General features: G+C 62.1%; 28 protein-coding genes, 1 tRNA gene and 2 riboswitches. Of the genes, 9 read left to right on the plus strand and 20 right to left on the minus strand.

Annotation, left to right across the window (positions count from 1 at the left end; genetic code table 11):
• Window positions 1-358 precede the first annotated feature (358 nt).
• Genes ACS3WA_RS02245 through ACS3WA_RS02255 form a run of 3 tightly spaced genes read right to left on the minus strand, consistent with a single transcriptional unit; the run spans window position 359 to window position 3,768 of the window.
• A complete protein-coding gene (locus tag ACS3WA_RS02245) occupies window positions 359-1,990 on the minus strand; it encodes a lysine--tRNA ligase (protein ID WP_438276922.1) in 1,632 nt (543 codons plus the stop codon).
• A 45-nt stretch (window positions 1,991-2,035) separates the two neighbouring features.
• Complete coding sequence (locus ACS3WA_RS02250) at window positions 2,036-2,971, minus strand: transporter substrate-binding domain-containing protein (RefSeq protein ID WP_438276923.1); 936 nt, start codon at window positions 2,969-2,971, stop codon at window positions 2,036-2,038.
• A 20-nt stretch (window positions 2,972-2,991) separates the two neighbouring features.
• Window positions 2,992-3,768, minus strand: a complete 777-nt coding sequence (locus tag ACS3WA_RS02255; RefSeq protein WP_438276924.1) for a LuxR C-terminal-related transcriptional regulator — start codon at window positions 3,766-3,768, stop codon at window positions 2,992-2,994.
• Window positions 3,769-3,849: 81 nt separating this feature from the next.
• Here ACS3WA_RS02255 and ACS3WA_RS02260 point away from each other — a divergent pair, with 81 nt between their 5' ends.
• Window positions 3,850-4,494 (plus strand): acyl-homoserine-lactone synthase, encoded by a 645-nt coding sequence (locus ACS3WA_RS02260; protein ID WP_438276925.1) that lies wholly within the window; start codon window positions 3,850-3,852, stop codon window positions 4,492-4,494.
• Window positions 4,463-5,752, plus strand: coding sequence for a cytochrome P450 (locus ACS3WA_RS02265; protein WP_438276926.1), 1,290 nt, complete (start codon window positions 4,463-4,465; stop codon window positions 5,750-5,752). The genes ACS3WA_RS02260 and ACS3WA_RS02265 overlap by 32 nt, the downstream gene beginning before the upstream one ends.
• Here ACS3WA_RS02265 and ACS3WA_RS02270 read toward each other — a convergent pair.
• From ACS3WA_RS02270 to ACS3WA_RS02285, 4 genes are all read right to left on the minus strand, one after another.
• Window positions 5,732-5,920 carry a hypothetical protein gene (locus ACS3WA_RS02270; RefSeq protein WP_438276927.1) on the minus strand — a complete coding sequence of 63 codons (189 nt, stop codon included), beginning with the start codon at window positions 5,918-5,920 and terminating at the stop codon, window positions 5,732-5,734. The genes ACS3WA_RS02265 and ACS3WA_RS02270 overlap by 21 nt on opposite strands.
• 286 nt (window positions 5,921-6,206) lie before the next feature.
• On the minus strand, window positions 6,207-6,818 hold the full coding sequence (locus ACS3WA_RS02275) for an SCO family protein (RefSeq protein WP_438276928.1): 612 nt from the start codon (window positions 6,816-6,818) through the stop codon (window positions 6,207-6,209).
• Between the two features lie 114 nt (window positions 6,819-6,932).
• Window positions 6,933-7,106, minus strand: coding sequence for a hypothetical protein (locus tag ACS3WA_RS02280; protein ID WP_438276929.1), 174 nt, complete (start codon window positions 7,104-7,106; stop codon window positions 6,933-6,935).
• A 154-nt stretch (window positions 7,107-7,260) separates the two neighbouring features.
• Window positions 7,261-7,719, minus strand: coding sequence for a hypothetical protein (locus tag ACS3WA_RS02285; protein ID WP_438276930.1), 459 nt, complete (start codon window positions 7,717-7,719; stop codon window positions 7,261-7,263).
• A gap of 335 nt (window positions 7,720-8,054) precedes the next feature.
• Here ACS3WA_RS02285 and ACS3WA_RS02290 point away from each other — a divergent pair, with 335 nt between their 5' ends.
• The 3 genes from ACS3WA_RS02290 (at window position 8,055) to ACS3WA_RS02300 (ending at window position 9,712) form a co-directional block, all read left to right on the plus strand.
• The gene (locus ACS3WA_RS02290) at window positions 8,055-8,747 is read left to right on the plus strand and encodes an RNA polymerase sigma factor (protein WP_438276931.1); all 693 of its coding nucleotides are present in this window, start codon (window positions 8,055-8,057) and stop codon (window positions 8,745-8,747) included.
• A 91-nt stretch (window positions 8,748-8,838) separates the two neighbouring features.
• A complete protein-coding gene (locus ACS3WA_RS02295) occupies window positions 8,839-9,360 on the plus strand; it encodes a DUF4142 domain-containing protein (protein WP_438276932.1) in 522 nt (173 codons plus the stop codon).
• A gap of 10 nt (window positions 9,361-9,370) precedes the next feature.
• Complete coding sequence (locus ACS3WA_RS02300) at window positions 9,371-9,712, plus strand: cupredoxin domain-containing protein (RefSeq protein WP_438276933.1); 342 nt, start codon at window positions 9,371-9,373, stop codon at window positions 9,710-9,712.
• A 26-nt stretch (window positions 9,713-9,738) separates the two neighbouring features.
• Here the strand turns inward: ACS3WA_RS02300 and ACS3WA_RS02305 are convergent, their stop codons facing one another.
• From ACS3WA_RS02305 to ACS3WA_RS02325, 5 genes are all read right to left on the minus strand, one after another.
• Window positions 9,739-10,305 carry a hypothetical protein gene (locus tag ACS3WA_RS02305; protein ID WP_438276934.1) on the minus strand — a complete coding sequence of 189 codons (567 nt, stop codon included), beginning with the start codon at window positions 10,303-10,305 and terminating at the stop codon, window positions 9,739-9,741.
• A gap of 40 nt (window positions 10,306-10,345) precedes the next feature.
• Window positions 10,346-10,419 (minus strand) — tRNA-Gly (locus tag ACS3WA_RS02310).
• A gap of 100 nt (window positions 10,420-10,519) precedes the next feature.
• On the minus strand, window positions 10,520-10,900 hold the full coding sequence (gene crcB / locus ACS3WA_RS02315; RefSeq protein ID WP_438276935.1) for a fluoride efflux transporter CrcB: 381 nt from the start codon (window positions 10,898-10,900) through the stop codon (window positions 10,520-10,522).
• 92 nt (window positions 10,901-10,992) lie between these two features.
• Complete coding sequence (locus ACS3WA_RS02320; protein ID WP_438276936.1) at window positions 10,993-11,199, minus strand: hypothetical protein; 207 nt, start codon at window positions 11,197-11,199, stop codon at window positions 10,993-10,995.
• Window positions 11,200-11,256: 57 nt separating this feature from the next.
• Window positions 11,257-11,317, minus strand: a riboswitch (Fluoride riboswitch).
• Between the two features lie 48 nt (window positions 11,318-11,365).
• The gene (locus ACS3WA_RS02325; protein WP_438276937.1) at window positions 11,366-12,472 is read right to left on the minus strand and encodes a 2'-deoxycytidine 5'-triphosphate deaminase; all 1,107 of its coding nucleotides are present in this window, start codon (window positions 12,470-12,472) and stop codon (window positions 11,366-11,368) included.
• Between the two features lie 121 nt (window positions 12,473-12,593).
• Window positions 12,594-12,673, plus strand: a riboswitch (SAM riboswitch).
• 70 nt (window positions 12,674-12,743) lie between these two features.
• On the opposite strand from ACS3WA_RS02325, the gene ACS3WA_RS02330 reads away from it, so the two are divergent.
• The gene (locus ACS3WA_RS02330; protein ID WP_438276938.1) at window positions 12,744-13,937 is read left to right on the plus strand and encodes an O-succinylhomoserine sulfhydrylase; all 1,194 of its coding nucleotides are present in this window, start codon (window positions 12,744-12,746) and stop codon (window positions 13,935-13,937) included.
• 140 nt (window positions 13,938-14,077) lie between these two features.
• Here ACS3WA_RS02330 and ACS3WA_RS02335 read toward each other — a convergent pair whose 3' ends face one another.
• Genes ACS3WA_RS02335 through ACS3WA_RS02345 form a run of 3 tightly spaced genes read right to left on the minus strand, consistent with a single transcriptional unit; the run spans window position 14,078 to window position 17,066 of the window.
• Window positions 14,078-15,061 carry an SGNH/GDSL hydrolase family protein gene (locus tag ACS3WA_RS02335; protein WP_438276939.1) on the minus strand — a complete coding sequence of 328 codons (984 nt, stop codon included), beginning with the start codon at window positions 15,059-15,061 and terminating at the stop codon, window positions 14,078-14,080.
• Window positions 15,058-15,822, minus strand: a complete 765-nt coding sequence (locus ACS3WA_RS02340; RefSeq protein ID WP_438276940.1) for an SGNH/GDSL hydrolase family protein — start codon at window positions 15,820-15,822, stop codon at window positions 15,058-15,060. Before ACS3WA_RS02340 ends, ACS3WA_RS02335 begins: the two co-directional genes overlap by 4 nt.
• Window positions 15,819-17,066 carry an OpgC family protein gene (locus ACS3WA_RS02345; protein ID WP_438276941.1) on the minus strand — a complete coding sequence of 416 codons (1,248 nt, stop codon included), beginning with the start codon at window positions 17,064-17,066 and terminating at the stop codon, window positions 15,819-15,821. The genes ACS3WA_RS02340 and ACS3WA_RS02345 overlap by 4 nt, the downstream gene beginning before the upstream one ends.
• 380 nt (window positions 17,067-17,446) lie before the next feature.
• On the opposite strand from ACS3WA_RS02345, the gene apaG reads away from it, so the two are divergent.
• Window positions 17,447-17,842 (plus strand): Co2+/Mg2+ efflux protein ApaG, encoded by a 396-nt coding sequence (gene apaG, locus ACS3WA_RS02350; protein WP_438276942.1) that lies wholly within the window; start codon window positions 17,447-17,449, stop codon window positions 17,840-17,842.
• 11 nt (window positions 17,843-17,853) lie between these two features.
• Here the strand turns inward: apaG and ACS3WA_RS02355 are convergent, their stop codons facing one another.
• The 5 genes from ACS3WA_RS02355 to ACS3WA_RS02375 form a co-directional block, all read right to left on the minus strand.
• Window positions 17,854-18,858 carry an Hsp33 family molecular chaperone gene (locus ACS3WA_RS02355; RefSeq protein WP_438276943.1) on the minus strand — a complete coding sequence of 335 codons (1,005 nt, stop codon included), beginning with the start codon at window positions 18,856-18,858 and terminating at the stop codon, window positions 17,854-17,856.
• A gap of 115 nt (window positions 18,859-18,973) precedes the next feature.
• The gene (locus tag ACS3WA_RS02360) at window positions 18,974-19,483 is read right to left on the minus strand and encodes an OsmC family protein (RefSeq protein WP_438276944.1); all 510 of its coding nucleotides are present in this window, start codon (window positions 19,481-19,483) and stop codon (window positions 18,974-18,976) included.
• Window positions 19,484-19,541: 58 nt separating this feature from the next.
• The gene (locus tag ACS3WA_RS02365) at window positions 19,542-20,327 is read right to left on the minus strand and encodes an ABC transporter ATP-binding protein (protein WP_438276945.1); all 786 of its coding nucleotides are present in this window, start codon (window positions 20,325-20,327) and stop codon (window positions 19,542-19,544) included.
• The gene (locus ACS3WA_RS02370) at window positions 20,327-21,166 is read right to left on the minus strand and encodes an ABC transporter permease (protein WP_438276991.1); all 840 of its coding nucleotides are present in this window, start codon (window positions 21,164-21,166) and stop codon (window positions 20,327-20,329) included. The genes ACS3WA_RS02365 and ACS3WA_RS02370 overlap by 1 nt, the downstream gene beginning before the upstream one ends.
• A 369-nt stretch (window positions 21,167-21,535) precedes the next feature.
• Window positions 21,536-22,510 carry an aliphatic sulfonate ABC transporter substrate-binding protein gene (locus ACS3WA_RS02375; protein ID WP_438276946.1) on the minus strand — a complete coding sequence of 325 codons (975 nt, stop codon included), beginning with the start codon at window positions 22,508-22,510 and terminating at the stop codon, window positions 21,536-21,538.
• Window positions 22,511-22,734: 224 nt separating this feature from the next.
• Between ACS3WA_RS02375 and ACS3WA_RS02380 the strand changes: the two genes are divergently transcribed.
• Window positions 22,735-25,524, plus strand: a complete 2,790-nt coding sequence (locus ACS3WA_RS02380) for a [protein-PII] uridylyltransferase (RefSeq protein ID WP_438276947.1) — start codon at window positions 22,735-22,737, stop codon at window positions 25,522-25,524.
• Window positions 25,525-25,672: 148 nt separating this feature from the next.
• Complete coding sequence (locus ACS3WA_RS02385; RefSeq protein WP_438276992.1) at window positions 25,673-26,884, plus strand: ABC transporter substrate-binding protein; 1,212 nt, start codon at window positions 25,673-25,675, stop codon at window positions 26,882-26,884.
• Window positions 26,885-26,925: the final 41 nt, after the last annotated feature.

A 26,925-nucleotide genomic window follows, 5' to 3' on the forward strand; every position in this document is an offset into this window, starting at 1 on the left:
CGTCGTCACCGGCGACTCGAATGGCGGTGCCTCGGCATTCAAATAAAATTGCCTCAACAAAGTAAATGACCGGAAAACAACACCGGAACGCAGAAGCGTTGCCCGAGAGCCGACGCCAGTGCAGCCGGTCATCCGTTCGAAAGCACCTGAGCGCGAACCCGCCGGTGAGGTGGGGGGGCAGTCACCGGCGGGCCGGGAATGGACGGGAGAACCTCTGGGGAAGGTCCGTCCAGCCGGTTAATGTGGGCGAATGACAAGGCGTTCCGGACGATACAAAAAAAACCCGCCGGTTTCGGCGGGTCGCTTTTTTCCGGTTTCCGGATCCTCCGACGGTCTCCGGCCGGGATCGCGAAGACCGTCATCCCGCCCGCGCCAGCGCGCCGTCGATCATCGCGATGGCATTCTGCAAGCCATAGACCGCGACGAACGAACCGAAGCGCGGTCCCTTCTCCTGTCCGAGCAGCACCTGATAGAGCATGTTGAACCAGTCCAGCGAGACGCCGGGGCGGCCGTCCTTGGCCAGCTTCTTGTGGTTGAGAAAGGGTTCGCGCCGGCCGATCTCATAGACCACGTTCTGAATGTCTTCGGCCGAGGCATCTTCGGGCAATTGCGACAGCGCATCGCGCAGGTCCTGCAGCGCGGCGCGCTCGCTTCCCGTCGGCTCGCGGAATTTTTTCGCCGGCGCCACGAAGTCGCGGTAATAGTTGATGGCGTAGCCGACCAGCGCATCGAGCTTCGGATGGGTCTGCGGCGTGACGCCGGGACGATAGCGGCCGATGAAGCCCCACAGGGTTTCGGCATTCTCCGCATTCGATGACGACACCAGCGTCAGCAGCAACTGGAACGTGACCGGCATGTCGGCCTCGGGCGGCCGGCCGGCATGAATGTGCCAGACCGGGTTGGCGAGCTGCTGCCTTGGGTCCTGATGCGGATAGCCTTCCAGGAACTGCTGGTAGTCGTCGACGTTGCGCGGGATCACGTCGAAATGCAGCCGCTTCGCCGCTTTCGGTTCGCGGTACATGAACAGCGACAGCGATTCCGGCGAGGCGTAGCGCAGCCATTCGTCGATGGTCAGGCCGTTTCCCTTCGACTTGGAAATCTTCTGGCCCTTGTCGTCGAGGAACAGTTCGTAGTTGAAGCCTTCCGGCGGCGTGCCGCCGAGCGCGGAACAGATCTTGCCCGACAGCTTGACCGAATCGATCAGGTCCTTGCCCGCCATTTCATAATCAACCCCGAGAGCGGTCCAGCGCATCGCCCAGTCCGGCTTCCACTGCAATTTGCAGTGTCCGCCGGTGACGGGAACCGTGACGCGCTCGTTGGTTTCGGGATCGTCATAGGAGACGGTGCCGGCTTTCGCGTCGTGCGCCACGATCGGCACCTGCAGCACCACGCCGGTGCGCGGGCAAATGGGCAGGAACGGCGAATAGCTCGCGGCGCGTTCCTCGCGCAAGCTGGGCAGCATGATCGCCATCACCCTGTCGATATTTTCGAGCACCTTCAGAAGCGTGGCGTCGAAACGGCCCGAGGTGTAGTAGGCGGTCGAACTGGCGAATTCGTAGTCGAAGCCGAAGGTGTCGAGGAAGGCGCGCAGGCGCGCATTGTTGTGTTCGCCGAAGCTGTCATGCGTGCCGAAGGGGTCGCGGACCTGCGTCAAAGGCTTGCCGAGATCCTGCGCCAGCAGCTCCTTGTTGGGCACATTGTCCGGCACCTTGCGCAGGCCGTCCATGTCGTCGGAAAACGCCAGCAGCCGCGTCCTGATCCGGTCTTCGGTCAGCACCCGGAAGGCGTGACGCACCATGGTGGTGCGCGCGACCTCGCCGAAAGTGCCGATATGCGGCAGCCCGGAGGGACCGTAGCCGGTCTCGAACAGCACCTCGTCCTTCGGTGTCTTCTTCAGGCGCGCGACGATCTGCTTCGCCTGCTCGAACGGCCACGCATTGGATTGTTCGGCGAGGCCGCGCAGATCGCTCGCTGATATAACGTCTGACATTCCATTCTCCGGGCACGCGGCATCATCCGCTGCGCCACATCAGGTTTAAAACGGGCTGACGGAAAAATACCGCAGCCACAGGTCGGTGTAGCGGCCTTTTTCCCAGATCCGGAACAGCGCCCAGTTCAGCGCCTGGCGCAGCACGTCGTTGCCCTTCTTCACCGCGATGCCGACGCCTTCGCCGAAATAGCGGCTCTCGACGAACGGGCCGCCGCTGAACGCGCAGCAGCCTTCCGAATCGGTGCCATTGATCCAGAACGCCAGTCCGATGGCGTCGCCGAAGATGAAGTCGACCTCGCCCTTCCGCAGCGCCTGCCGCAGCGCCTCGTCATTCGGATAGGCATGCAGTTCGGCGTCGGTGAAGAAAGCCTTGAGATAGGCCTCGTGCGCGGAGCCTGCGATCACGCCGACCTTCTTGCCCTCGAGATATTCCGGGCGCACCTCGGGTATCACGGCGTCGCGCCGCGACACGAATCGCGCCGGCGGCCGATAGTACGGATCGGTGAAGTCCACCCGCTTCCGCAACTCCGGCGTCACCGCCAGCGATGCGATGATGGCGTCGCCGCGGTTGCTGGTGAGTGCGTCCACCAGCGTCTCGAAGCGCCGCATCTGGATCGTGCAGGTGACCTTGATCTCGTCGCAAAGGGCGCGCGCCAGGTCGACATTGAAGCCGGCCGGATTGCCGTCGGGGCCGGTGAAGTTGAAGGGCGGATAGTCGGTCTCGGTCAGAAAGCGAATCACGCTCAGGCGGGACAGTTCGGGCCGGTCCGGACGGCGACGCGGATCCCAGAAGCCCGGCACCGCCTGCGGCGCGACGGCCGAGGTCTTCGCCGCGGCGGTCGTTGCCGCCGCTTGCGCGCGCGCGCCGTCCGTCGCCGCGCCTGAAATCAGGAGCGCGCAAGCGACCAGCAGGCAACCCAGCGTCGTCGCGCGGCTGCGCATCAATCTTTCGTTGGCGGAGACGGTAATATGTGGTTGCATCGAGCGGGGCTTTTCGTCAGTCAGACATCGATCGCTCCGATGTATACGGCCTTGACGACGGCGTGCAGCTTGTTGCTAGCGCCCAGCTTTCGTTTCGCATTTTCGATGTGGGTTTGGACAGTGTCTGTCGAGATTGAAAGGATATCCGAAGTTTCTTCCATGGTCTTCCCGCGCGCTGCCCAAGACAAAACGTCGCGCTCTCTATCTGTTAATGTCACTTCGAATAAAGGACGTCCTGCGTCGTCAGCGAACCGCATTCGTGATTTCATACGATCCGCCAACAAATCGACAGCACGTTGTAAGAAGTAGATTGCCACAACATGAAGCTCATGCCGCTTCTGTGATAGAAGGAATTGTAGTTTTTGCACTGGATCGCGCCAGAAGAGGACGCATAGCGTTAAATTTGGGCGGCCAAGCGGATCGGCATAGTGGAAAGGAATAACAAATCCATCAGTGAAGCCATGATCCCGTGCCGCCTCCATGGTTTTTATAGCGCCGGGTTTACGACGACCGACCCGGTCGGGCAATTTCACTTTCCCCCAAGTGAAGGGAAGATTTCGTCGCCGTACCACAGGCAGCATCGGGTCAACGTGCACAAAGTTATTTTGCCGATATTCCCGCTCCCACGCCTGGCTAACAGTTCCCAGCGATAAAGGGTTGTCGATATCGGGCTGGCCGGCATCCAAAAAGTTGAATTCCGCGAAACCAAAATCCTCAATGATAGCCTGAAATCTCGCCATGAGATCGCTCACGGCGTTGCAGGTCTCAATTTCCCCAATGACGTTTTCTACGTCCATCTCAAACATCCCGCATTTACGGGATACCAGTTCCCTTTGAACACTAGCAGATATTCCCCCGGGGAAAAGGGGGAGGGAAGGATGAGATGCAATGCAGTATTTGGCCGGGAGGCCGATCTTGGCGGGGCTTTAGCAATCGACCTGATGAGATTTCGCAAGCGTCTTTTCGTTGATCAGTTTGGATGGAATTTGTCGGTCGCCGGCGATTGTGAACGCGACCAATTCGATAACCATCACGCTATCTACTGCGCGTTGTTCTGCGATGATGTGTTGGCCGGAATGTTTCGGTTGGTCCGGACGGACAACCCTTATCTGTCCCGCGTCGTGTTCCCGAACCTTGCTCAACTGGGCAGCTATCCGGTGCGCTTAGATGTGTGGGAGGTCAGTCGTTTCGGTGTGATGCATCCAAATTTGCGCATTGCATCAGCGGCCAATCACGCACTGATGATTTATTTTGCTCTCCGTTTGGACGTGCGGGCACTCGTTGGTGTCACCGACGTTCGATATGAACGCGCCCTTCGCCACCTGGGCATCAACACGCGGCGCTACGGCCATCCCGCCACAGTTGGCATCGATCACGCAGGCAATCCAATCCAGGCCGTAGCCGGCGAAATATTACTTTCGCAGCAGAGCAATGCAAAAATCCAATATTTCATCGACCTCGCGGAGCGGATGGACATTCAAGATGCCTCACATGTTTTCGGATATCAGCGCGTTTCGGCGTGACCCACTTACGTTATTTCGAGATGTCGGTGAACAAGCGACGGCACCTCTAGTCAAGTTGAATCTCGGTCCTAGGCCGGTTTATCTGGTGACCGATCCGGGTCTGATTAAACCAATCTTCACGGCTACGGAACAGCGGATTGACAAGGGTTGGCTCGTTAAAAAGATGAGTGCCATCATCGGGAAAAATTCGTTGACGATGAGTGGTCCGCTACATCAAGCACGCCGTGCGGCCATTCACGCGCAACTCTCACGCGGCGTTTCTTCAAGCTACGTCCCATCGATTACAGCGATTATACGAGAAGCTATAGTGAAAATGGTCGCTGTTGAGTCGTTTGAGGCTCACCAAACTATGTCAGCCTTAGCCTTACGAGTTATCTGCGATACGCTTTTTGGTCGCGGCGCTCTTTCTAGCGGTGATGAGGCGGCATTAATCAATGCGATTAAACTGGTTGAAGATGATCTTGCTGGCCGGATGTTTCAGGTTCTGCCTGACCTGCCATGGACGGCGATAAAGAAACGCCAACGGATGAAGACTAGTCGGAAGATTATGCTTGAAGTAGTTGAGCGAGCAAGGCGTCGTTCGCCCGGCGCGAGTATCCTGCAATCACTAAACAGTCTAAAACTTTCGAACACTGCTTTGCGGGATGAAGTTTTGCTGATTATGCTTGCTGGTCATCATACAACCGGTTCAGCGGCAGCCTGGCTCCTGTATCATCTAGCGACCACACCTAGCCTTGCTGCAAAGCTGGCCGAGGAGGCTGCGATAGTCACCGATGTGCAAGGTGACATTAGCCCTGTAATGCTGAACCGGGCGAAGATTAGTCGCGCCACCGCCTTTGAGATACTGCGTCTGTACCCTTCAGCCTACTGGTATGCCCGCGAAACCAAACAATCCATGACGCTGGCCGGAATTAAGATACGTACGGGAACTTCCTTGATTGTCAGTCCGTGGCATCTTCATCGCGACGGTCGTTATTGGATTGATCCTTTGAAGTTCGATCTTAATCGCGCTCATTTAGCCAACAAAGCCTTCGTTCCGTTCGGCACTGGCCCAAGAGCGTGTGTGGGGTTAGGGCTTGCAATGATGGAGTTACAAATCCTTGCGCTTCAAGTTGCATCGAGCTGCGAGCTTATCATTAAGTCTGCTACGCCGCTGCCAAATCCGAAGCCATCGATTACCCTAGTTCCTCCGGCGATTGAGATAGGCGCACTTCCACATGGTGCAGGCAACCAACGATTATCTCGATTGATCGCTTAACTTCTCAGCGAATTCTAAGATGCGCAGGCGATCTTCGGTTTTTAGCTTAACGAAGATCTTGATCAAGCGGAGGCCGGTGGCTGCTGGGCTTTCGGCCAAAGGGTCGCCATCATTCATCTGTGCGAAAACTTGATATAAGCCCTGCAGCATTTCTTCCTGATCATTCATGGCAATCTCGGGACTCAAAATGCAATCGCGCATTGATAAATTTGAGGCACTTGGCAGGGCTTTGGATGAGGCGTGCAAACTTGCACAGCAACTCTATCTTGAACACCTTCCTTTCCTTCTGGAGATGGCCAAGCTCGAATTCTTTAGTGAGGTCGAGACGGACCTCACTATGAATGCACTACCTAGTGCAGGAGAGCATCATTCTGTGAAGAGCTAACACAACTGAGTTAACACTCAAAACGTTAATCCGTTAATATTTCAATATCGTTGGAGTTAATGAGGCTGCCTACAGATAACGCTTGAGATCGGCGGCAGCCGCGTCAGGCGAGCGGTTGAGATTGAACGGCGAGACGAAATTGCCGTCGCGATCCATCAGATAGATCAGCGCGGTATGATCCATCGAGTACTCGCCGTCTTTCAGCGGAACCTTTTTGGCGAAGACCCGATATCCGGCCACGATCTTCGCGACCGCGGCCGCGTCGCCGGTCAGGCCTTTCAGGTGCGGATCGAAGCTGGACAGGTATTCCTTCATCGCCGCCTGGGTGTCGCGCTCCGGATCGACAGTCACGAAATAGGCATTGACGCGGTCGGCGTCCTTGCCCATCGCCCGCAGCACTTCCGACATTTCGAACAGCGAGGTCGGACAGACGTCGGGACAATGGGTGTAGCCGAAGAAGATCAGCGTCGGCCGGCCGATCAGATTCTTTTCGGTGACGCTCTGGCCGGTCTGGTCGATCAGGTGGAATGGACCGCCAATCTTCGCCGGCTGGGACTTGCCGAGCAGGTTGCCGCCAAACGGGCCGCCGCCGGTCAGCCAAAGAACCGCCGTGAGGCCGATTGCCAGGCTGCCGATGAAGGCCGCGAACACGGTCAGCGGGCGAGTAGCTCGATTTGCCATCAGATGTCCTTAGAGCATTTTCCGGCTGTGTGGAATTCGGATAGCCGCAAGAAAACGCTCGCGATTACGCCCGTTCCGATCACAAAACCGGTATCCACTTTTGCGGAATCCGCGCTAAAAGCAGGCGGCGATGCCGGAGGCCAGCATCTCGAAGAACACGGCGGTGCCGTAATGCGCCCACAGCGCCAGCGCTCCGAGCAGCAATGCCGCGCCGGCGGCTGCGCTGCATGCCACGATCATGGAGGCGAGACCCCGTTGCGAGGTCGCCATTTGCGCCGGGCGCTGCATGATTTTTCGCAATTCCCGTGAATAATCAACCCTCGTCAACCGGTGGACGCGACGCGGCCTGGCCGATCCGGTGAAGCTTCAGATAAGGCCAGTCGCGCCCTCAAGGCAAGCGCAACTGCCTCCGATCACGTCGTGATGAAGTGGCGGGGCCGCGTCAGTGTGCCGACGAGGCCTGAGCATCGAGATAGCACGGACGGTACATGCCAGCGAGCTGGCGGCCGCGCAGGAAGATCATGCGCCGCGTCAAGCCGCCGCGCTGTTGAATCCAGCGCCGCACCGCGGAAGGGTACATCAGATAGAGCATGTGGGTCGCTTCGGGATTGGTCACGGCCCGACCGTCGGATCCGATGTCCCAGGCGGCATGAAATCCGAGCGCGGCGTGCGACGTCACGCAGATCTTGTCGTGGGGAACCGCGCCGAGAACGATGGTGCAGGCCGATGCGCACAGCCCGTCGATGATGACGGACTGCCCTGAATTGCGAAGATTCTGATATTTGTCGACGTAGGTTCCGATACGACCGCCCCGATCTTCCCCGATGCGGACAACGGCATGACTCGCCGCAACATGTCCCATCACCAGAACCGCTGCGAGCAATCCTGTCACGACCCTCATCGTCAGCCCCGATGTTGACCCCGAATCCGTTGGGCACCGTCGTGCGATTCCCAACCCCGGTAGCCTCCGGCGAGATCGGCGCTTTGTCCAGATGACTGCGCTCTCTCTTGTCAAATTCAAATCCAGTGTTGCCGACGCGCTGCACTTCGCGCGACCCGCGATCAGGATTGCGCGGAGCCTGATCGCAGTCGCGTCCGCTATCGCGGCATACGCGTCAGGCAATCGTGGAACCGCCGCAGTGATATGGTTAATCTGAAAACGACCCGGGAACCTCGCCGGCTTTGCCGCATCCATGTCTTCAATAGCAGAGTTGTCTTAAAATCGGGAGCGATCGCATGCAACAGATTCAGTCCCGGCTAGCGGCGGGGACCTGTGACGACGATCTGGAATTGGTTCGCCGCGCGCGCGCACGTGACGAGGGCGCCATCCGCGCGATCATGCAGGCGAACAACCGCAAGCTTTACCGGATCGCCCGCGGCATCCTTCGCAACGACGGCGAGGCGGAGGACGTCGTGCAGGAAACCTACGTTCGCGCCTTCACGCATCTGGAAAGTTTTCGCGGCGACGCGCGTCTGGCGACCTGGCTCGCGCGCATCGCCATGAACGAGGCGCTCGGCCGGCTGCGGCGCCAGCGTCCGAGCGTCGACTGGGCCACGCTGGAGCCAGTGGCGTCGGACGCCCGTATCATCCAGTTTCCCGGGTCCGCTCTCACCGATGATCCGGAAAAAACCATGGCTCAGCGCGAAATGCAGCACATCGTCGAGCAGGCGGTTGACGAACTGCCCGAAGCTTTCCGTATCGTCTTCATCACCCGCGTTATCGAGGGAATGAACGTGGAGGAAACCGCCGAAATCCTTGACCTCAAGCCGGAAACGGTGAAGACGAGGCTTCATCGCGCCCGCGCGATGCTGCGCAAGAACGTCGAGAAGAAGATCGGTCCGGTAGTGATGGAGGCGTTTCCCTTCGCCGGCAAACGTTGCGCGCGCCTGACCGATGCGGTTCTCGATCGGCTCGGCCTGACCAAATAATCCAGGAACCTGTTCCGCTCCGCTGCATCCAACCCTGTGTCTCAACCAAACGCCACGGCGATCCGGTCGCGGCGTCACAGGAGGATCAAAGATGCTTGTCCGAATGAGCGCGGCGATCGCCGCCGCGGCGCTGCTGAGCAGCGGCGCGCTCGCGCAGGATGCGAAACCCACCGACCCGCAGATCGCGCATATCGCCTATACCGCCGGCGTCATCGATGTCACCGCGGCGAAGCAGGCGCTGGAGAAATCCGGGAACAAGGACGTGAAGGCGTTTGCCGCCGACATGGTGCGGGATCATGAGGCGGTGAACAAGAAGGCGCTCGCACTGGTCAAGAAGCTGAAGGTCACTCCCGAAGACAACGACACCAGCCGCACGCTCTCCAAAAATGCCGCCGCCAAGCTCAAGGAACTGTCGGCGCTGAAGGGTGCCGCGTTCGACAAGGCCTATGTCGACAACGAGGTCGCCTATCACAAGGCGGTCGACAGCGCGCTCGAGACCCTGCTCATTCCCTCCGCCAGCAATGCCGAGCTGAAGGGCCTACTGCAGACAGGGCTCAAGATCTTCCAGGGCCACGAGCAGCATGCCGAACACGTCGCAGCCGAACTGAAATAAGGAACGCCTCATGAAGCCGGGCGGACATTTTCTGATCGTTGCAGCCTCGGGACTCGCAGTTTCAGGCCTCGCAACCTTGGGACTATCCGTCCCGGCCCATGCGGCAACGGTTCAAATCACGATGCGTAACCTCGAGATTACGCCGGCCGTGGCGAATGCCAAAGTCGGCGACACCATCGAGTGGGTCAATGAGGACATTTTCGTGCATAGCGCGACGGCGCGGAACGGTGACTGGGACGTTGAGCTGCCGCCGAACAAGACTGTCAAGCTCGTTCTGAAAAAGGCGGGAACGATCGACTATTATTGCCGCTTTCACCCCAACATGAAGGCCAGGCTGACGATCTCGCCGTAGCGCGGTTCACGCCGGAACGTGCATACTCACGTCGATTGCGTGCGCCGCCGCAACGCCATTGCCAGGCAGATGGCGACGCCGGCCTGCCATACCGGATAGAGCGTCGACACCAGGTCGAGATTGAGCGCGTTGTCGAGCGCGAGCAGCGCGCCGGCACTGGTCCCGGTCACCAGCATCGGCAGCCACGCCAGCGGATCGCGCGGGCTGGCCGGCAGCAGGCTGACGCCGAGCGCCAGGGTGCCGGAGCCGACGAACCCCCCGGCCAGACCGGACAACACATTTCTCACGGCGCTTTCGGAAACGGAAATCCGCCCGTCGATCCAGACCGCAACGCTGACGGCCCAGACGAAGGCGATCACAGTCACCACGGCCCCTGCCAGCGCCGCCCACCGCGGATTGTCCGAGCCGATCTGGATCAGAACGAGGACGAGCAGCGCGAACGGCACAGCCAAAAGTGCTATTCGCAGGTCTGCCGGCGCGCCGTTGATGTGGTCGATCATTGGTTGAATCAGCGGCGTCAGGATGCCTGTTCCGGCGCCCGCGGCGCCGGTCTTCAGGAGTCCGTCACGGCTGCGGTCATGCGGCGCGGCCATCCCGTCAAGAGCCCTCCTGATCCACCTCAAAGAGCGATGATGGAGCGGGCGAAGGGAATCGAACCCTCGTATGCAGCTTGGGAAGCTGCCGTTCTACCATTGAACTACGCCCGCCTATTGCTTCTCGTCCTCTGATGTAGCCGAGACCGGGCGGTCCGCCAAGACGGTTAGTCCAGCCTGCGAACCATGGCTGCGGAGAGGCGGCGGTAACATTTTAAAGCAGCCGCACGATCTGGATGCCCGCGATCAGCGCGCTGACGGAGAGCACGACGGAGGCGATCATGTAAGCGCCGGCCGCCGCCAACTCGCCGCGCTCGAACAAATAGAAGAAATCGAGCGAGAACGTGGAGAAGGTGGTGTAGCCGCCGCAAATGCTGACCGTGACGAAGATGCGCACCCCCTGGGGCAGATGCCATCGCGTCGCGAACAGGCCGGCGAACAGGCCGATCAGAAGCGAGCCGGTGATATTGATGAACAGCGTTCCCCACGGAAATTTTGGACCCAGCAGCCGGCCGAAGCCGATGCTGACGAGATAGCGGGCCACCGATCCGAGCGACCCGCCGGCCGCCACAGCCAGAATAAACGTCCAGTTCAATGCCGGCCTCCCCGAAGCGTTTTCGAGCGAGGCGAATGGCGGTTCGCGTGAAGAAAACGCGTCGAATCAAGATCAAGGCCCGCTTCTGTCCATCACGAGCGGGGCTCCGGAGGCCATTGGGTCATGCCGCCGAGGGCGCCGATGACCGCCAGCGGGACCAGCATGAGCACCGCCAGCGATACCAGCAGAGAATCGATCGGGATCATATCGGAATCCATCAGGTATGCGATCGCGACCGCAATCCAGCAGACGCCGATGCCCCATAACGAGACTGACAGCGAATTCGGAAGTCTGGTCATAAGCGCCCTTTCTCGGGCGCAGCGGGGGGAAGGAAACAGCTCCTACCGACGCGCAAGCGCCCGGTAGGAGTCATCAGCCTTGCGGCGGTTATCGGGGGACCCCATCCCCATCGATTTCGGCCATGCTAGCCGGATCGGCGAGCCGGTCAAGCCCGCGTGTGAGTGATCACACGCGGAAATGCTTCGACAGCTTGAGGCCCTGGGCCTGATAGTTGGAGCCGATGCGCTGGCCGTACATGGCGTCGGGCCGCGCCAGCATCTTCTCGTAGACGAGGCGGCCGACGATCTGGCCGTGCTCGAGAATGAACGGCACCTCGCGCGAGCGCACCTCCAGCACTGCCCGCGAGCCCTGGCCGCCCGCGCCGGCGTAGCCGAAGCCGGGATCGAAAAAGCCGGCATAGTGTACGCGGAATTCGCCGACCAGCGGGTCGAACGGGACCATTTCGGCGGCGTAATCGGGCGGCACCTGCACCGCTTCCTTCGAGGCGAGAATGTAGAACTCGCCGGGATCGAGGATGAGGCTGCGATCGGGGCGCGCCGCGATCGGCTCCCAGAATTCGCCGACCGCATAGCCGCTGCGGCGATCGATATCGACCACGCCGGTATGGCGCTTGGCGCGATAGCCGACAAAACCGCCGCCGTTCTCGCCCGAGAGATCGACGCTGAGCGCGACCCCGTTGACGCAGTCGGCATGCTCGACATCGACCAGCCGCTCGCTCGCGTGCAAGGCGTCGAGTTCGTCGGCCTTGAGAACGGCGTCGCCGGTGCGGAAGCGGACCTGAGACAGCCGCGAACCCTCGCGCAGCAGCACCGGAAACGTCTTCGGGCTGATTTCCGCATAAAGCGGGCCGTGATAACCGGCGCCGATCATGTCGAAGCGGCGGGTGCCGTCGGCGATCACGCGCGTAAACACGTCGAGCCGCCCGGTCGAGCTTTTCGGATTGGCCGAGGCGATGATCTCCGCCGGCAGTGCAAGGCTTTCGAGCAGCGGCACGATGTAGACGCAGTTGGTTTCCAGCACCGCCCCATCGGAAAGGTCGATGTCGTGCAGCTTCAATTCGTCGATGCGTTCGGCGACAGTTGCATCCGGCCCTGGCAGAAAACTGGCGCGCACCCGGTAGGCGGTGGCGCCGAGCCGCAGGTCGAGGCTGGCGGGCTGGATCTGGCTTTCGACGAAGGGATACTCGGGAAGGATCAGCCCTGCGTCCGCCATCGCCGCGATCATGCGGTCGGGCAGGATGCCGTTGGCGTCCGGCGGGAGCGTGAATGACACGATGTCGTCCTTGCGGCGTGGGCGATATCGACCCGGGAGCAGGCTTTGATCCGTTATCCGACGGGCGCAACGCGAATGTCAATTCGTTGGCTTGACGGACAGGACGTGCCGGACTAGGCATGAGGCGTCCCGTGGTGATTTGAGCCGGCCGGCTTGCAGCCACGTTAAATAAGTCGCTAAACAGGCCGGGGACAATGTGATCCCGGCCTGTGGATTTTTTCCAGGCCGGTTTTTTTGTGGCCGTTTCCAAGGCGGCCGCGCAGGAGGTCACATGTCGCAGTCTTCAGCCACGGCCCGATATCGCCCAGAGACCCGGCTGGTTCATTCCGGGACGTTGCGCTCGCAGTTCGCCGAGACGTCGGAGGCGCTGTTTCTGACGCAGGGTTATGTCTACGACACCGCCGAGCAGTGCGAAGCGCGGTTCAAGGGCGACGACCCCGGCTTCATCTACTCGCGCTACTCCAATCCGACCGTCGCCATGTTCGAGCAGCGCATGGCCGAGCTTGAAGGCGCGGAGGCTGCGCGCGCCACGGCCACCGGCATGGCGGCGGTGACGACCGCGATGCTCGCCCCGCTGAAGGCAGGCGACCACGTCGTCGCGGCCAAGGCCCTGTTCGGCTCCTGCCGCTACGTGGTCGAGGATCTACTGCCGCGCTACGGCATCGAGTCGACGCTGGTCGACGGCCTCGATCTCGATCAGTGGCGCAAGGCGATGCGGCCGAACACCAGAAGCTGCTTCATCGAAAGCCCCACCAACCCGACACTCGACGTGCTCGACATCGGCGGTATCGCCGACATCACGCATCAGGCCGGCGCACGGCTGATCGTCGACAACGTGTTCGCGACACCGATCTGGCAAAGCCCGCTGGCGCTCGGCGCCGACGTCGTGGTGTATTCCGCGACCAAGCACATCGACGGCCAGGGACGCACGCTTGGCGGCGTCATCCTGGCGTCGAACGCCTTCGTTCAGGATCACCTGCAGACCTTCATCCGCCAGACCGGGCCGTCGATCTCGCCGTTCAACGCCTGGGTATTGCTGAAAGGGTTGGAGACGCTCGGCGTTCGCGTGCGCCAGCAGACCGAAAGCGCCGCGGCGATCGCGGATGCGCTGGCGTCGCACCCCAAAGTGTCCCGCCTCATCTATCCCGGCCGGCCCGACCATCCGCAAGCGGCGCTGGTGAAGAAGCAGATGCGCGCCGGATCGACGCTGATCGGCTTCGAGGTCAGGGGCGGCAAGGCGGGCGCCTTCCGCTGCCTCAACGCGCTGAAGCTCGCGCGCATCTCGAACAATCTCGGCGACGCCAAGAGCCTCGTGACCCATCCGGCGACCACCACCCACCAGCGGCTTGCGCCGGAGGTCCGCGCCAGTCTCGGTATCGGCGAAGGCTTCATCCGCTATTCGGCCGGCCTCGAACACAAGGACGATCTGATCGAGGATCTCGCCGCCGCGCTGGAGACGGTGTGAGAGGTGTCCCGGATGCTGTGCACCGCGGAGCGGTGCGCTGCTGATCCGGGACCGTGTTATGAGAGTGCAGCGATTTTGTTTGGTCCCGGCTCTGCAGAGCGGCGTGAAAAACGCCGCACCGCGTCCGGGACACAACGACCTCACAGCGGCCGATTGACCGCCGCGGCTGCCGGCAGCCTGACGCCCGCCTGCATCTGGTCCACCGACTTGATGATGTCATCGCCGAGCAACTGGGCGAAACAGGCGTAGCCCCAGTCGTTCATGTGCAGGCCGTCCTTGTTGACGAAGGTGTCGAACGGCAGCGACTGCCGGTCGTGCCAGTCGCGCATGACCTCGAAGCGCGGAAAGATCCCAACGTGCCTGTAGTGCGCGACCCTGCTCAGCAGACTGACCATCCTGCCGGCATTCTCGCCCCTCGCATTGACGGCGGGGGCGTATTGCGGATCGACCAGAACCAGATCGGCGCCGGAGGCCTGAATGGTCGCGACGCCGTCTTCGACGGTCTTCGCCGTGCTCGCGGGATCGAGATTGCGCAGCACCGCGTTGGTGCCGACCTGCCAGATCACCATGTCCGGCCTGGCGTCGATGACTTCCGATCGCAGCCGCTTCATCATCTCGGGGGCGTCCTCGCCACCCTTGCCGCGATTGATCACGGTGATGGCGGCCGCCGGATACTTGCGGCGCAGCCGTGCCGCCAGCTGGTTCGGATAATTGAATTCGGGCGATGTCGCGCCGTACCCCTGCGTCGACGACGAGCCGAAGGCGACGATGACGACCGGCTTGTTGGCGGCAAGCTTGGCCGCGACGTGCGGCAGCGAGCCCATCGATTGCGAGATTCCCTTGGGCGGCAGGCAGGGGACGCGGTCCAAGATGTCGCGGACGTGGGCGGCAACAGATTTCGCCTTGTCGACCGGCGCGTCGGTCAGGTTCTGCGACGGCGCGCCGGGGGATGCAGCCGCAGCGCCGGTCGAGGGCAGTGCTGATAGGCTGGTGCTGCCCATCGGCAGCGCTGCGGCGTTACCCGGCGCAGTTTGCGCGGTGACGCTCGAGATCGACGCGCCCGTCAACATGATCGCCAGCACGGCCGCGCCAGCGTTGCTGGGGAAGCGACCGCGGCTCGTCATTGGCGCCGCGTCCCGCGTTCGGCAGCGTCGATATGGGCGGTATTGATGACGAATGTCGACAAGGCGCGGCCAAGGCAATCGTGAACGCGCTTGGCCTGATCGACGCCGCGCACTGGGCTGAACAAATCGAATTCGCCGGTCTCGTTCCATTGACTCATGATCGCAAACCGGTCGAACAGCGGAACGTCGTGCTGCTGCGCCACCACCCGCATGTTGTCGATGTAGGATGTCGGGGAAACCATGGTTTCGGTACGCGGGCTGTATTGCATGTTCATCAGCACAACGTCGGCCCCCGCATTTTGCAACGCAGTAACGCCCTGGTCGATGGCATCGTGAAAACGGTCGACATCGACGGACCGGATAGCATCGACCGTGCCGGTCTGCCATACCACCAAGGTCGGTTTTTTTGTCTGCACCAGCTTGCCAAGGCCGGGGACGATATCCTCGGCGGCCTTCCGGGGCGCCAGTTCCACGGAGACGGATACGGGAATTGCCGGCAATTTCTGGCGAAGCGCGGCCTGCAGCCTTGCGGGATAGGCGTCGCCTTCCGCTCCGGAAATGGTTGAGGAACGGCTGCCTACAACCAGAATATCGAGCGGCCCGCCGGTCTTCACCGCCGAGGCCACCCGCGACAGCGTACTCTCGCTGGTCAGCAGATAGGCCGCGACACTGCAATTCCTCGGCGGGTCGTCCGCCCGCGCGACCGCGGTGGCCGACAAACCGGCCACCACGAACAAGACCGACATCCAGCCGGCCATCATGCTCCTCCTCCCGCCAGATCAGCGTCGCCGTCAGCGGTCCTGGGACGGCTCCCGCCCTTGCCGGCAACCTTTTTGTACCACGAAAATACCCACGCGGCTGCGGACATGATCAGGATTCCGCAAAGGCTGATAACGAAGTGAATCCCGGCGCCGCCGGACAACTCCGCGAGGATGAACTGTCCGGCGAATGCCAGGAAGACGCCGATGCAGAAAATCTCCAGCGAGTGCTGGCCGCACAGGATCATCGGCCGCAGCCATGGCGAGGTCAGCCCGGGCCAGTCCCTCGGCAGGAAGCGGACGGTGAGCGCAGCGAGCGCCAGGAAATGGGCGATGCGAAGCACGTCGAGGTTGGTCTTGTCGATGGGATACATCCACTGCTCGACGATGCGCGGCATGAAATAGTTGAGCTGCGGCACATGCCAGGTCAGCGTCGTGTAGAAGGCGAACAGCAGATAGGCGACGCAAATCCACAGCGTGACCGGCGAGCGGATGATGCGCGACGTCCGCTTCGCGCCTCCGAGCGCGCACCACGCCCCGAACACGAACAGCAGTTGCCAGGCGAAGGGATTGAAGAACCAGACCCCGTTGGGATAGGCCGGCAGCGCCAGATCGAACTGCCAGGTGAGCGCATAAAGGCCGACCGACAGCGCCAGCGCCAGGTCTGCCTTGCGCTGCATCAGCGCCAGCATCGGCGGAAAGAAAAGCATCAGCGCGATATAGAGCGGCAGCACGTCCATGTTGACGGGCCTGAACTTCAGCAGCATCGCCTGCACGATCGTGACGTCGGGCTGCTTGAGGAAATCGAGAATGCCCATTTCCTCGGTGTAAAGCGGGTTCTCGAAACGGCTCGCGACGTAGGAAATTTCTGCGAGAAAAATCGTGAACAGGAAGATGTGCGCCACGTAGATCTGCCAGACGCGCTTGAGAATGCGCGCGGCGGCGACGACAAATCCCCGCTGCAGCATGACCCGCCCGTAGACGAATGCCGCCGTATAGCCGGAGATGAAGATGAAAATCTCGGTGGCGTCGCTGAAGCCGTAATTGCGGATGGTGAGCCAGGTCAGAAGGTTCTGCGGCAGATGGTCGATGAAGATCAGCCAGAGCGCCAGCCCGCGGAACAGATCGAGCCGCAGCTCGCGTTCGGCGGGCGCGGTCGGACTCGAAATGGCCGGTGCTTCGCGCGTGGCGCCATCGGCCGCCACCTTGGCGCGGGCTCCGACAACCTGATCGGCAACCGACGGCATGCGCTCTGTTTCGAAACGTCTCGATCGCCCCCGACCGAGACTGATTTACGGGACGACAGCTTCACGCTAACGGTGACAAAAAAGCAATATTGCGGCCGGAATTCCGGCCCGGAACTGCACGGTTTCACAACTAAGTGGGGGCTGGTTCCTGGGCCTGTTTTCGCTATGATCGCCCCCGACGCCTTGAGCCTTCCGCTTCCGACGAGGCACTCTATGTTTTTGGTTTGATGCGTTTTCTTCGCGCGAACACGCTGGCGCGTATTCCGCAAAGGTGGATGCCGGTTTTGCGATCGGAATCCGCGCAAGTTATAAATTGAGGGCATTTTCTTCACGCTAACCGGATTCCACTTAGCCGGAAAATGCTCTAGAGAGAGTTTGAGATGTACCGCGCCGTTACCCGCCAGATCGAAGTCACCGTTGAGCCGAACTTCATGCCGGAGCGATCGTCGGCTGAGCGAGGCCATTTTTTCTGGTCCTACACCGTGGTCATCACCAATGCCGGGTCGGATACCGTCCAGTTGCGCACGCGGCACTGGATCATCACCGATGCCTCCGGGCGGAAGCAGGAAGTCCGCGGCGAGGGCGTGGTCGGCGAGCAGCCGGTGCTCGCGCCCGGCGAGCGCTTCGAATACACCAGCGGCGTTCCGCTGCCGACCGCCAACGGCTTCATGAGCGGCCGCTATCAGATGATCTCGGTCCGAAGCGGCGATGCGTTCGAAATCGATGTCCCCACCTTCTCGCTCGACAGCCCTGACAGCAAGCGCGTGCTCAACTGAACAGGCGGCACCTATTCCACGCCGGCTTCCTCCGGCGTGAATTCGTACACCGAACTGCAGAACTCGCAGGTCACCGCGACCTTGCCGTCCTGCACCATCCCGGAGCGGTCCTGCGGCGCGAAGCTCTTCAGCATCGCCGCCACCGCGTCGCGCGAGCAGGAACATTGCGCGTGCAGGGCCTGCGATGGAAACACCCTGACCCCGCGCTCATGGAACAGCCGGTACAGCAGGCGTTCGCCCGATAAATCTGGATCGATCAGTTCGAGATCCTCGACGGTTGCGATCAGCGACTGGCCCTCGACCCAGGCATCGTCCTCCGCCACCGTATGCACCGCGCTGCCTTCGGGCGCGTCGCCGGGATCGAGATCGGCCTGACGCGCGCGTTCCGGCGCCTTGGGCAGGAATTGCAGCAGCATGCCGCCGCCGCGCCAGCCGCGTTTCGGACCATTGCCGTCCCGGCGCCACTCCTCGCCGACCGCGAGGCGGACCCGCGTCGGTATCTGTTCCGAGCGCAGGAAATATTCATGCGCGGCATCTTCGAGGCTGCCGCCTTCCAGCGCCACCAGGCCCTGATAGCGGCTCATGTCCGGCCCCTGATCGATGGTCATGGCGAGATGACCGCGTCCGAGCAGCGCGCCGGAATCCTGCGCATCGTCGAGCCGCGTCCTGTCGAAACGGGCATAGGCCCGCAGCCGCTCCGGCGCCCGAAAGTCGACGATCAGGAACGACACCGGGCCGTCGGTCTGGGTCTGCAGGATGAAGCGGCCCTCGAACTTGAGCGAGGAGCCGAGCAGCGTCGTCAGCACGATCGCCTCGCCGAGCAGCTTGGCGACCGGCGCGGGATAGTCGTGCCGGACCAGCAGTTCGTCGAGCGCGGGTCCGAGCCGCGTCAGCCGTCCGCGCAGATCGAGCGCGCTCACCCCGAACGGAATTACCGCATCGTCGACCGGAACAGCCGAGGGCGCGCGCACCGGGGTTTCAGGTGAAATAGCGGAGTCGGACGGTTGTGAGGTCATGCCGCTCTATCTGGGGTCGGGGGTGCGGGATCGAAACCCCTCGAAAGCCGGATTCGGCTTCGTCTGCGTTCCGCTCCGGCAACAAACGCTCCAGAACATGCGTGCAGGGCCTTCCTCACGCCCTTTTCATCTCGACAGATACTTTCGGTCCATTTTTGATGGTCTGATAGACGACGCAATAGCGCTCGGTCAGCTTGAGAAGCAGATCGAGCTTGTCCTGCGGCGCATCGGTCTCGACATCGAACCGCAGGCGGATCGATTCGAAGCCGACCGGCGTTTCCTTGTCGACGCCGAGCGTGCCGCGAAAATCGAGATCGCCCTCGGCGCTGACGTGGCCGGATTTCAGCGGCACCTCGATTGCGGTCGCAACCGACTTCAGCGTGACGCCGGCGCAGGCGACCAGCGCCTCGAGCAGCATGTCGCCGGAGCACAATTCGAGGCCGGAGCCGCCGGTGGCCGGATGAAGCCCCGCGATCGCAAGCGCGCGGCCGGTCTCCACCTTGCAGGCGATGCCTTCGTTCTCGATCGAACCTTTGGCCTTCAGCGTGATCAGCGCCGACTTCGGGTCGCTCTTGTAACGCTCCTTGATCGGGGCCTGCGTGGCGCGAAGCTCGGCGGCATCCATCAACCTCTCTCCTTTTCCTGAATTCATTCAGAGCAATTGTAGTCACGGCGCGCCGGGTTCACCACCACAGCGCATCGCCGGTCTCGGCCGCCGCCGTCGGATCGGGCGCGGCCTGGTCGAGCGAGCGATCGAGTGCGGTCAGGATGCGCCGCTTGGTGGTCTCGAACAGGTCCGAATTGCGGTCGCGCGGACGCGCCAGGCTGATCTCGGCCTGCTCGAACAGCCGCCCGGGCCGCGGCCGCATCACCAGCACCCGGTCCGCCAGCACCACCGCCTCGTCGACGTCGTGAGTCACGAGCAGCAGTGTCGGACGCGTCTCCGACCACAGATCGAGCAGGTGGTCCTGCAGATCGCGTCGGGTGAAGGCGTCGAGCGCGGAAAACGGCTCGTCGAGCAGAAGCACTTCGGGCCGCACCACCAGCGCCCGCGCGATCGCGACGCGCTGCGCCTGTCCGCCCGACAGTTCGCGCGGCCACGCCCTGGCCTTGTCGGATAGGCCGACCTTGCCAAGCGCGGCGGCGACGCGTTCCCGCCGCTCGGTCGCAGACACGTCCGACAGACCGAAGCCGATATTGTCGGCGACGCTCAACCACGGCAGCAGCCGCGGCTCCTGGAAGATGATGCCGACCTTCGGGTGCGGCGCGGTGAGGGCTTCGCCGTCGAGCGTGATGGCGCCGTAGCTGGCGCGGTCGAGGCCGGCGACGGCGCGCAGCAGCGTCGATTTCCCGCAGCCGGAGCCGCCGATCACGGCGACGATCTCGCCGAGCCTGATCTCGATCGAAAATCGCTCGAGCGCGTTGACGCCGTTGGGGTAGGTCTTGCCGACGCGGTCGAGCACCAGCATCAGAACGCCCCGCGGTTTGGCGCGAACGCATCCTGCCAGCGCAGGAACGGCATCGCCGCGATTTCGATCAGCCAGTCGGTGGTCTTGCCGAGAATCGCGAAAATCACGATGGCGGCGAGAATCTGCGCCGGCTTGCCGAGTTGCTGGCCGTCGATCAGGAGATAGCCGAGCCCTTCGGACGCGCCCATGAATTCCGCCGCCACCACGAACATCCAGCCGAGGCCGAGCCCGACGCGCAACGACACCACATAGGCCGGCAGCACCGCGGGCAGCAGAATGCGCCGGATCATCGCCGGCCCGCTTAGACGGAAGGTGCGGCCGACCTCGACGATCTTGCGATCGACCGAGAGGATCGCGCCCATGACGCCCAGATAGATCGGGAAAAACACGCCGACGGCGATCAGGGCGACCTTGGACAACTCGAAAATGCCGAGCCACAGGATGAACAGCGGCACCCAGGCGATCGAGGGAATGGCGCGCAACGCCTGGATGGTCGGATCGAGCAGTTGTCGCGCCAGCCCCCAATAGCCCGAGATCGCGCCCAGCACGGTGCCGGCCGCAACGCCGAGCGCGAATCCGGCGCCGACGCGCTCGAGCGTGGTCGCCATGTGGCGGAACAACTCGCCGCTGCGGGCGAGTTCGTCGATCGTTGCAATAACCGTCGACGGCGGCGGCACCAGTCGTCCATTGGACCAGCCGGCGGCCACCGCCCATTCCCACGCGACGGCCGCGGTGAGCGGCAGCAGCAGGCCCAGCGCCGGACGCGTCCAGCGCCTCCACCGCGTCGCAGACGGCGGGGCGAGCGACTTTGGGCTCTCGACGGGGGTGTCCAGCGTCATTGTCATTGCCAAACCCTGTCCGGCCGCCGATTGCAAGATCGAAAAACGGCTAGTGGTCCGATTCCAACATTCGCAGCTCGTTGCAGCGAGATTTCTTGCGAATGTCAGAATCGAAAGACCACCAGCGAATATAAGTAACTGGTGGAGCTTTGAATTCGACATTCGCTTCCGCGACTCGAGGTTGACCGCGCGAATGTCAAATTCGCTCCACGAGCGCATGATCCGCCAAAGTGTGAGCGGTTTGGCGAAAAGATCATGCGCATTCTCACTATTTAGAGCGCGATCGGACGCAAAACCGGAATCCGCTTTTGCTGATCGCGCTCTAAACCCGGCACTCCGGTTCTCGCCGTTTCCGGACCAGCCGACCGATCAGTTGGCCGGCAGCGGAATCTGATCGTCGATCAGGCCGTCGAGCGCAGCCTTGACGTCGACCTTGGCGTCGAGGACGCCAGCCTGCTGGAGCGCCAGGCCGGCCGCGAGAATGGTGTCGCGCTGGGCCTTGCCGATCTTGCCGTTCGAGATGTCGGTGCGCTCGCGCAACTGTTTCTCGACCACGTCTTTCGGCAGCTTGGTTGCGGCGATGAAGCTCGCTTCCAGTTCCTCCGGATGGGCGACCGCATATTTGCGCGCGGTCTCATAGACGGCCAGCACGCGCTGCGTGATCTCGGGATATTTCTTCAGGAACTCTTCCCGCACGTTGAGGATGCCGTAGGTGTTGGCGTCGGCATCGCGGTAGAACAGCCGCGCGCCGTCCTGCAGTTCCGCCTGCGCCATCATCGGATCGAGACCGGCCCAGGCTTCGACGTCGCCGCGGATCAACGCGGTCTTGCCGTCCGGATGCTGCAGCAGCACCGGCACGATGTCCTTTTCGGACATGCCGAACTTCTGCAGCGCGCGCACCAGGAAGATATGCGGATCGGTGCCGCGCGTGACTGCGACGCGCTTGCCCTTGAGGTCGGTGACCGTCTTGATCGTCGTGTCCTTGCGGGTGACGAGCGCCGTCCATTCCGGTTTCGAATAGACATAGACGGATTTGAGCGGATTGCCGTTGATCCTTGCCACCAGCGCCGCGGAACCGGCGGTGGAGCCGAAATCGATCGAGCCGGCGTTCAGAAATTCGAGCGCCTTGTTGGAACCGAGGGTCTGGACCCAGCGCACGGTGATGCCGTCCTTGGCGAATTCCTTCTCGATCAGGCCCTTGTCCTTCATCAGCATCGACACCGGGTTGTAGGTCGCCCAGTCGATATGAATTTCCTTCGGCGCGTCAGCGGCGAACGCCGCCGCGGGCAAAAGCGTGGCGGCGGCGATGGCGGCGAGCACGGCGCGTCGTGCGGGCTTGAACATGATAATGTCTCCTGGGAGGTTGAAAATGCGAGCCGTTCGGCCGGGCGAAAAAGCCATCTTATGTCAAATAGTTGTAAACCTCAGTCAACGAGAAAATAGATTTTTCGGATGCTCCGGCGGGAGCAGATCCTTGCTCAAAGCCGGTAGCGCGAAGCATGGACCCATCGTGTGCGGCCGACAATCTCCGGTGACAGCCCGCGTGGCGTCCGTTATCCGGGTAGGCGATGGACATCGCGACGACAAATGACGCGGCCGGAGCCGCCGACGACTTCGATACCGCCAGGATCACCGGCGACATCGATGCGCTGGCCGAGAAGCACGCCGGGCACGAGGACGCCTTCCGCTCCGCGGTGTCCAGGTTGTTGAAGGCGGAATTCGCCAAGGTGCTCGATGCGGCGCAGGCGAGGCTTTTGCGCGACCGTCACGGGCGGCGCTGCGCCGAACGGCTTTGCTTCGTCCAGGACGAAATCATTCGCCTCGCATTCTCGGCCGCGACGCGCCACCTCTATCATTCCCCGATACCTTCCGACGGCGAGCGCATGGCCGTGGTTGCGACCGGTGGATACGGTCGCGGCCTGATGGCGCCGGAGTCCGATCTCGATCTGCTGTTCATTCTTCCGTACAAGCAGACCGCGTGGGGCGAACAGGTCGCCGAGGCGATCCTGTATTGTCTGTGGGACATGGGCTTGAGCGTCGGTCATGCGACGCGATCGGTCCGTGAATCGATCCGGCAGGCGCGGGGCGATATGACCATTCGCACCGGTATTCTGGAGACCCGGTTCCTCGCCGGCGACCGGGCGCTTTACGACGAACTGGTCACCCGTTTCGACAAGGAAGTGGTGCAGGGAACGGCGGCGGAATTCGTCACCGCCAAACTCGCCGAGCGCGAGGAGCGTCATCGCCGCGCCGGCCAGTCGCGCTATCTGGTCGAGCCCAACGTCAAGGACGGCAAGGGAGGATTACGCGACCTGCACACGCTGTTCTGGATCGCGAAATATGTCTACCGGGTCCACGAAAGCCACGAACTGCTGAAGTGCGGGGTGTTCGATGTCCGCGAGTACCGGACCTTCCGCCGCTGCGCCGACTTCCTGTGGTCGGTGCGCTGCAATCTGCACTTCGCCACGGGCAGGGCCGAGGAACGGCTGTCGTTCGACCTGCAGCGCGAGATCGCGGTGCGGCTCGGATATACCTCTCATCCCGGGATGCAGGATGTCGAGCGCTTCATGAAGCACTACTTCCTGACCGCCAAGGACGTCGGAGACCTCACCGCCATCCTTTGCGCCAAGCTCGAGGACCAGCAGGCGAAGCCGGCGCCGGTTCTCGGCCGCATATTGTCGGGACGGCGACCGGGCACGGAACTGCGCCGGGTGCCGGACAACGATGATTTCATCATCGACAACAACCGCATCAATCTCGCCTCGCCCGATGTCTTCAAGCGCGATCCCGTCAACCTGATCCGCATGTTCCGTCTCGCGCAGAAGAACAACCTGGCGTTTCATCCGGACGCGTTGCGAACCGTGACGCGGTCGAGGCGGCTCATCAACGCGCAGCTTCGCGAGAATCCGGAAGCCAACCGGCTGTTCATGGAAATCCTGACGTCGAACGACGCTGAGACCGTGCTGCGCCGGATGAACGAGACCGGCGTGCTCGGTCATTTCATCCGCGCCTTTGGCAAGATCGTCTCGATGATGCAGTTCAACATGTATCACCACTACACGGTGGACGAGCACCTGATCCGCTGCATCGGCATCCTTCAGGACATCGAGCGCGGCAATAACGACGAATTGTCCCTCGCCAGCGAACTGATGCGCAAGATCCGTCCCGAACACCGGCCCGTCATCTACATTGCGACCCTGCTTCACGACGTCGCAAAAGGCCGGCCTGAGGATCATTCCATCGCGGGCGCCAGGGTGGCGCGGCGCTTGTGCCCGCGTTTCGGATTCGATGCGGCCGACACCGAACTGGTCGCATGGCTGATCGAACAGCATCTGACGATGTCCAAGGTGGCCCAGTCTCGCGACCTGTCCGATCGCAAGACCATCGAGAATTTCGCCGCCGTGGTGCAATCGGTCGAGCAGATGAAGCTCCTGACGATCCTGACCACCGCCGACATCCGCGGCGTCGGCCCCGGCGTCTGGAACGGCTGGAAGGCGCAACTGCTGCGCACTCTTTATTATGAGACGGAGCCGGTTTTGACGGGGGGCTTCTCCGAGGTCAACCGCGTCGAGCGCATCGCGGCGGCGCAGGCCGAGTTCCGCGCCGCCTTCACCGAATGGTCCGAACAGGAACTCAACACCTACATCTCGCGGCATTATCCGGCCTACTGGCTCAAGGTCGATCTCGCGCACAAGATCAGCCATGCGCGTTTCCTGCACGCCAGCGAGCGAAGCGGCCAGAAGCTCAACATCAATGTCGGCTTTGACGAGACGCGCGGCGTAACCGAACTGACGATCCTCGCCGCGGACCATCCCTGGCTGCTGTCGATCATTGCCGGAGCGTGCGCATCGGCCGGCGCCAACATCGTCGATGCGCAGATCTACACGACCACCGATGGGCAGGCGCTCGATACCATCGCGATCTCCCGCGAATACGACCGCGACGAGGACGAGGGCCGTCGCGCCGCCCGCATCGGCGAAATCATCGAGCAGGTGCTTGAAGGCCGGCTGCGGCTACCCGACATGGTACCGAGCCGCGCCGGTGGAAAGAGGCTGCGGCCGTTCGTCGTGGAACCCAAGGTCAACATCAACAACCAGTGGTCGGATCGCCATACCGTGATCGAGGTTTCGGGGCTGGACCGGCCTGGCCTCTTGTTCCAGCTCACCGCGGCGATCTCCAAGCTCGATCTCAATATCGCCTCCGCCCACGTCGCGACGTTCGGCGAGCGCGCCCGCGACGTGTTCTACGTCACCGACCTGCTCGGGGCCCGGATCACCGCCCCGACGCGACAGGCCGCGATCAAGCGCGCGCTGGTCCATCTGCTCGCCGCCGGCAATGCGGCGGGCCCCGCCGCCTGAGGTTCCACGCTTCTCGCAGGGATCGCCTTGCAATGCGCTTGACCTTCATTCAGGTTTGAGCCGACATCAACTTGCTTGATTCGACCGGACCATGGGTACGATCATGCATCTGGCGAGCACGATGATAAGCAATGCAATGAAAAACCGTATGCTGCGTTGGACCGCGGCGGCGGCGTTGGCTGTCGCGCTATCGGTCTCGCAGGCCTCCGCTCAGAAAAAATACGGCCCCGGCGTCACCGACACCGAAATCAAGGTTGGCCAGACCGTCCCGTTCAGTGGACCCATCTCGGCCTATGCCACCATCGGCAAGGTACAGGCCGCCTATATGAGGATGGTCAACGACGAAGGCGGGGTTAACGGACGCAAGATCAGGCTGATCCAGTATGACGACGCCTACAGCCCGCCCAAGACCGTCGAACAGGTTCGCAAGCTGGTGGAGAGCGACGAGGTGCTTCTCACCTTTCAGATCATCGGAACGCCGCCCAATGCCGCCGTTCAGAAATATCTGAACGCGAAGAAAGTGCCGCAGCTCTTCGCCGCCACCGGAGCCTCGCGCTTCAGCGATCCGAAGAAATATCCCTGGACCATCGGTTTCAACCCCAGTTACTTCGTCGAAGGACGGATCTACGGCCAGTACATCCTGAAGGATCATCCGGATGCCAGGATCGGCGTGCTCTACCAGAACGACGATGTCGGCAAGGACTATCTCAAGGGGCTGAAATCGGGCCTCGGGGCCAGGGCCTCCAAGATGATTGTCGCCGAAGCGGCCTATGAGGTGTCCGATCCCACCGTCGATTCGCAGATCCTCAAGCTGCGCGCCGCCGGCGCCACGCTTCTGTTCAGCGCCGCGACGCCGAAGCAGGCCGCACAGGCGATCCGGAAGACCTTCGAGATCGGCTGGAAGCCGGTGCATATCCTCGACATCAACGCGACCTCGGTGGGCGCGGTGTTGCAGCCGGCGGGGCTGGAGGCCTCGAAGGGCATCATCAGCACAAACTACGGCAAGGACCCGCTCGATCCGCAGTGGAAGGACGATCCGGGCATGAAGAAGTATTTCGCCTTCATGGCGAAGTACTATCCGGATGGCGACCAGGACTCGAACTTCAATTCCTATGGTTACAGCACGGCGCAACTGCTGGTACGGGTGCTGCAGCAGTGCGGTGACGATCTCACGCGCGCGAACGTCATGAACCAGGCCACCAACCTGAAGGACGTCAGCCTCGACCTGTTGCTTCCCGACATCAGGATCAACACGGCGCCGGACGACTATCGCGTCAACGAGCAGATGCAGATGATGCGCTTCAACGGCCAGCGCTGGGAACTGTTCGGACCGGTCATTTCCGACGACGCCAGCGGTTAGCGCATCCCGAAAAGCGGCAACCGGTTTTCGGACAATGAAGC

Origin of the sequence: Nitrobacter sp. (genome assembly GCF_051535235.1) — a bacterium.
Classification (GTDB): Bacteria; Pseudomonadota; Alphaproteobacteria; order Rhizobiales; family Xanthobacteraceae; genus Nitrobacter.

Bases quoted from the DNA above. Each gene is read 5' to 3' on its own strand.
- ACS3WA_RS02245 (WP_438276922.1), bottom strand. From the start codon at position 1,990: ATGTCAGACGTTATATCAGCGAGCGATCTGCGCGGCCTCGCCGAACAA.
- ACS3WA_RS02250 (WP_438276923.1), bottom strand. From the start codon at position 2,971: ATGCAACCACATATTACCGTCTCCGCCAACGAAAGATTGATGCGCAGC.
- ACS3WA_RS02255 (WP_438276924.1), bottom strand. From the start codon at position 3,768: ATGGACGTAGAAAACGTCATTGGGGAAATTGAGACCTGCAACGCCGTG.
- ACS3WA_RS02260 (WP_438276925.1), top strand. From the start codon at position 3,850: ATGAGATGCAATGCAGTATTTGGCCGGGAGGCCGATCTTGGCGGGGCT.
- ACS3WA_RS02265 (WP_438276926.1), top strand. From the start codon at position 4,463: ATGTTTTCGGATATCAGCGCGTTTCGGCGTGACCCACTTACGTTATTT.
- ACS3WA_RS02270 (WP_438276927.1), bottom strand. From the start codon at position 5,920: ATGAATGATCAGGAAGAAATGCTGCAGGGCTTATATCAAGTTTTCGCA.
- ACS3WA_RS02275 (WP_438276928.1), bottom strand. From the start codon at position 6,818: ATGGCAAATCGAGCTACTCGCCCGCTGACCGTGTTCGCGGCCTTCATC.
- ACS3WA_RS02280 (WP_438276929.1), bottom strand. From the start codon at position 7,106: ATGCAGCGCCCGGCGCAAATGGCGACCTCGCAACGGGGTCTCGCCTCC.
- ACS3WA_RS02285 (WP_438276930.1), bottom strand. From the start codon at position 7,719: ATGAGGGTCGTGACAGGATTGCTCGCAGCGGTTCTGGTGATGGGACAT.
- ACS3WA_RS02290 (WP_438276931.1), top strand. From the start codon at position 8,055: ATGCAACAGATTCAGTCCCGGCTAGCGGCGGGGACCTGTGACGACGAT.
- ACS3WA_RS02295 (WP_438276932.1), top strand. From the start codon at position 8,839: ATGCTTGTCCGAATGAGCGCGGCGATCGCCGCCGCGGCGCTGCTGAGC.
- ACS3WA_RS02300 (WP_438276933.1), top strand. From the start codon at position 9,371: ATGAAGCCGGGCGGACATTTTCTGATCGTTGCAGCCTCGGGACTCGCA.
- ACS3WA_RS02305 (WP_438276934.1), bottom strand. From the start codon at position 10,305: ATGGCCGCGCCGCATGACCGCAGCCGTGACGGACTCCTGAAGACCGGC.
- ACS3WA_RS02320 (WP_438276936.1), bottom strand. From the start codon at position 11,199: ATGACCAGACTTCCGAATTCGCTGTCAGTCTCGTTATGGGGCATCGGC.
- ACS3WA_RS02330 (WP_438276938.1), top strand. From the start codon at position 12,744: ATGTCGCAGTCTTCAGCCACGGCCCGATATCGCCCAGAGACCCGGCTG.
- ACS3WA_RS02335 (WP_438276939.1), bottom strand. From the start codon at position 15,061: ATGACGAGCCGCGGTCGCTTCCCCAGCAACGCTGGCGCGGCCGTGCTG.
- ACS3WA_RS02340 (WP_438276940.1), bottom strand. From the start codon at position 15,822: ATGATGGCCGGCTGGATGTCGGTCTTGTTCGTGGTGGCCGGTTTGTCG.
- ACS3WA_RS02345 (WP_438276941.1), bottom strand. From the start codon at position 17,066: ATGCCGTCGGTTGCCGATCAGGTTGTCGGAGCCCGCGCCAAGGTGGCG.
- apaG (WP_438276942.1), top strand. From the start codon at position 17,447: ATGTACCGCGCCGTTACCCGCCAGATCGAAGTCACCGTTGAGCCGAAC.
- ACS3WA_RS02355 (WP_438276943.1), bottom strand. From the start codon at position 18,858: ATGACCTCACAACCGTCCGACTCCGCTATTTCACCTGAAACCCCGGTG.
- ACS3WA_RS02360 (WP_438276944.1), bottom strand. From the start codon at position 19,483: ATGGATGCCGCCGAGCTTCGCGCCACGCAGGCCCCGATCAAGGAGCGT.
- ACS3WA_RS02365 (WP_438276945.1), bottom strand. From the start codon at position 20,327: ATGCTGGTGCTCGACCGCGTCGGCAAGACCTACCCCAACGGCGTCAAC.
- ACS3WA_RS02370 (WP_438276991.1), bottom strand. From the start codon at position 21,166: ATGACGCTGGACACCCCCGTCGAGAGCCCAAAGTCGCTCGCCCCGCCG.
- ACS3WA_RS02375 (WP_438276946.1), bottom strand. From the start codon at position 22,510: ATGTTCAAGCCCGCACGACGCGCCGTGCTCGCCGCCATCGCCGCCGCC.
- ACS3WA_RS02380 (WP_438276947.1), top strand. From the start codon at position 22,735: ATGGACATCGCGACGACAAATGACGCGGCCGGAGCCGCCGACGACTTC.
- ACS3WA_RS02385 (WP_438276992.1), top strand. From the start codon at position 25,673: ATGCTGCGTTGGACCGCGGCGGCGGCGTTGGCTGTCGCGCTATCGGTC.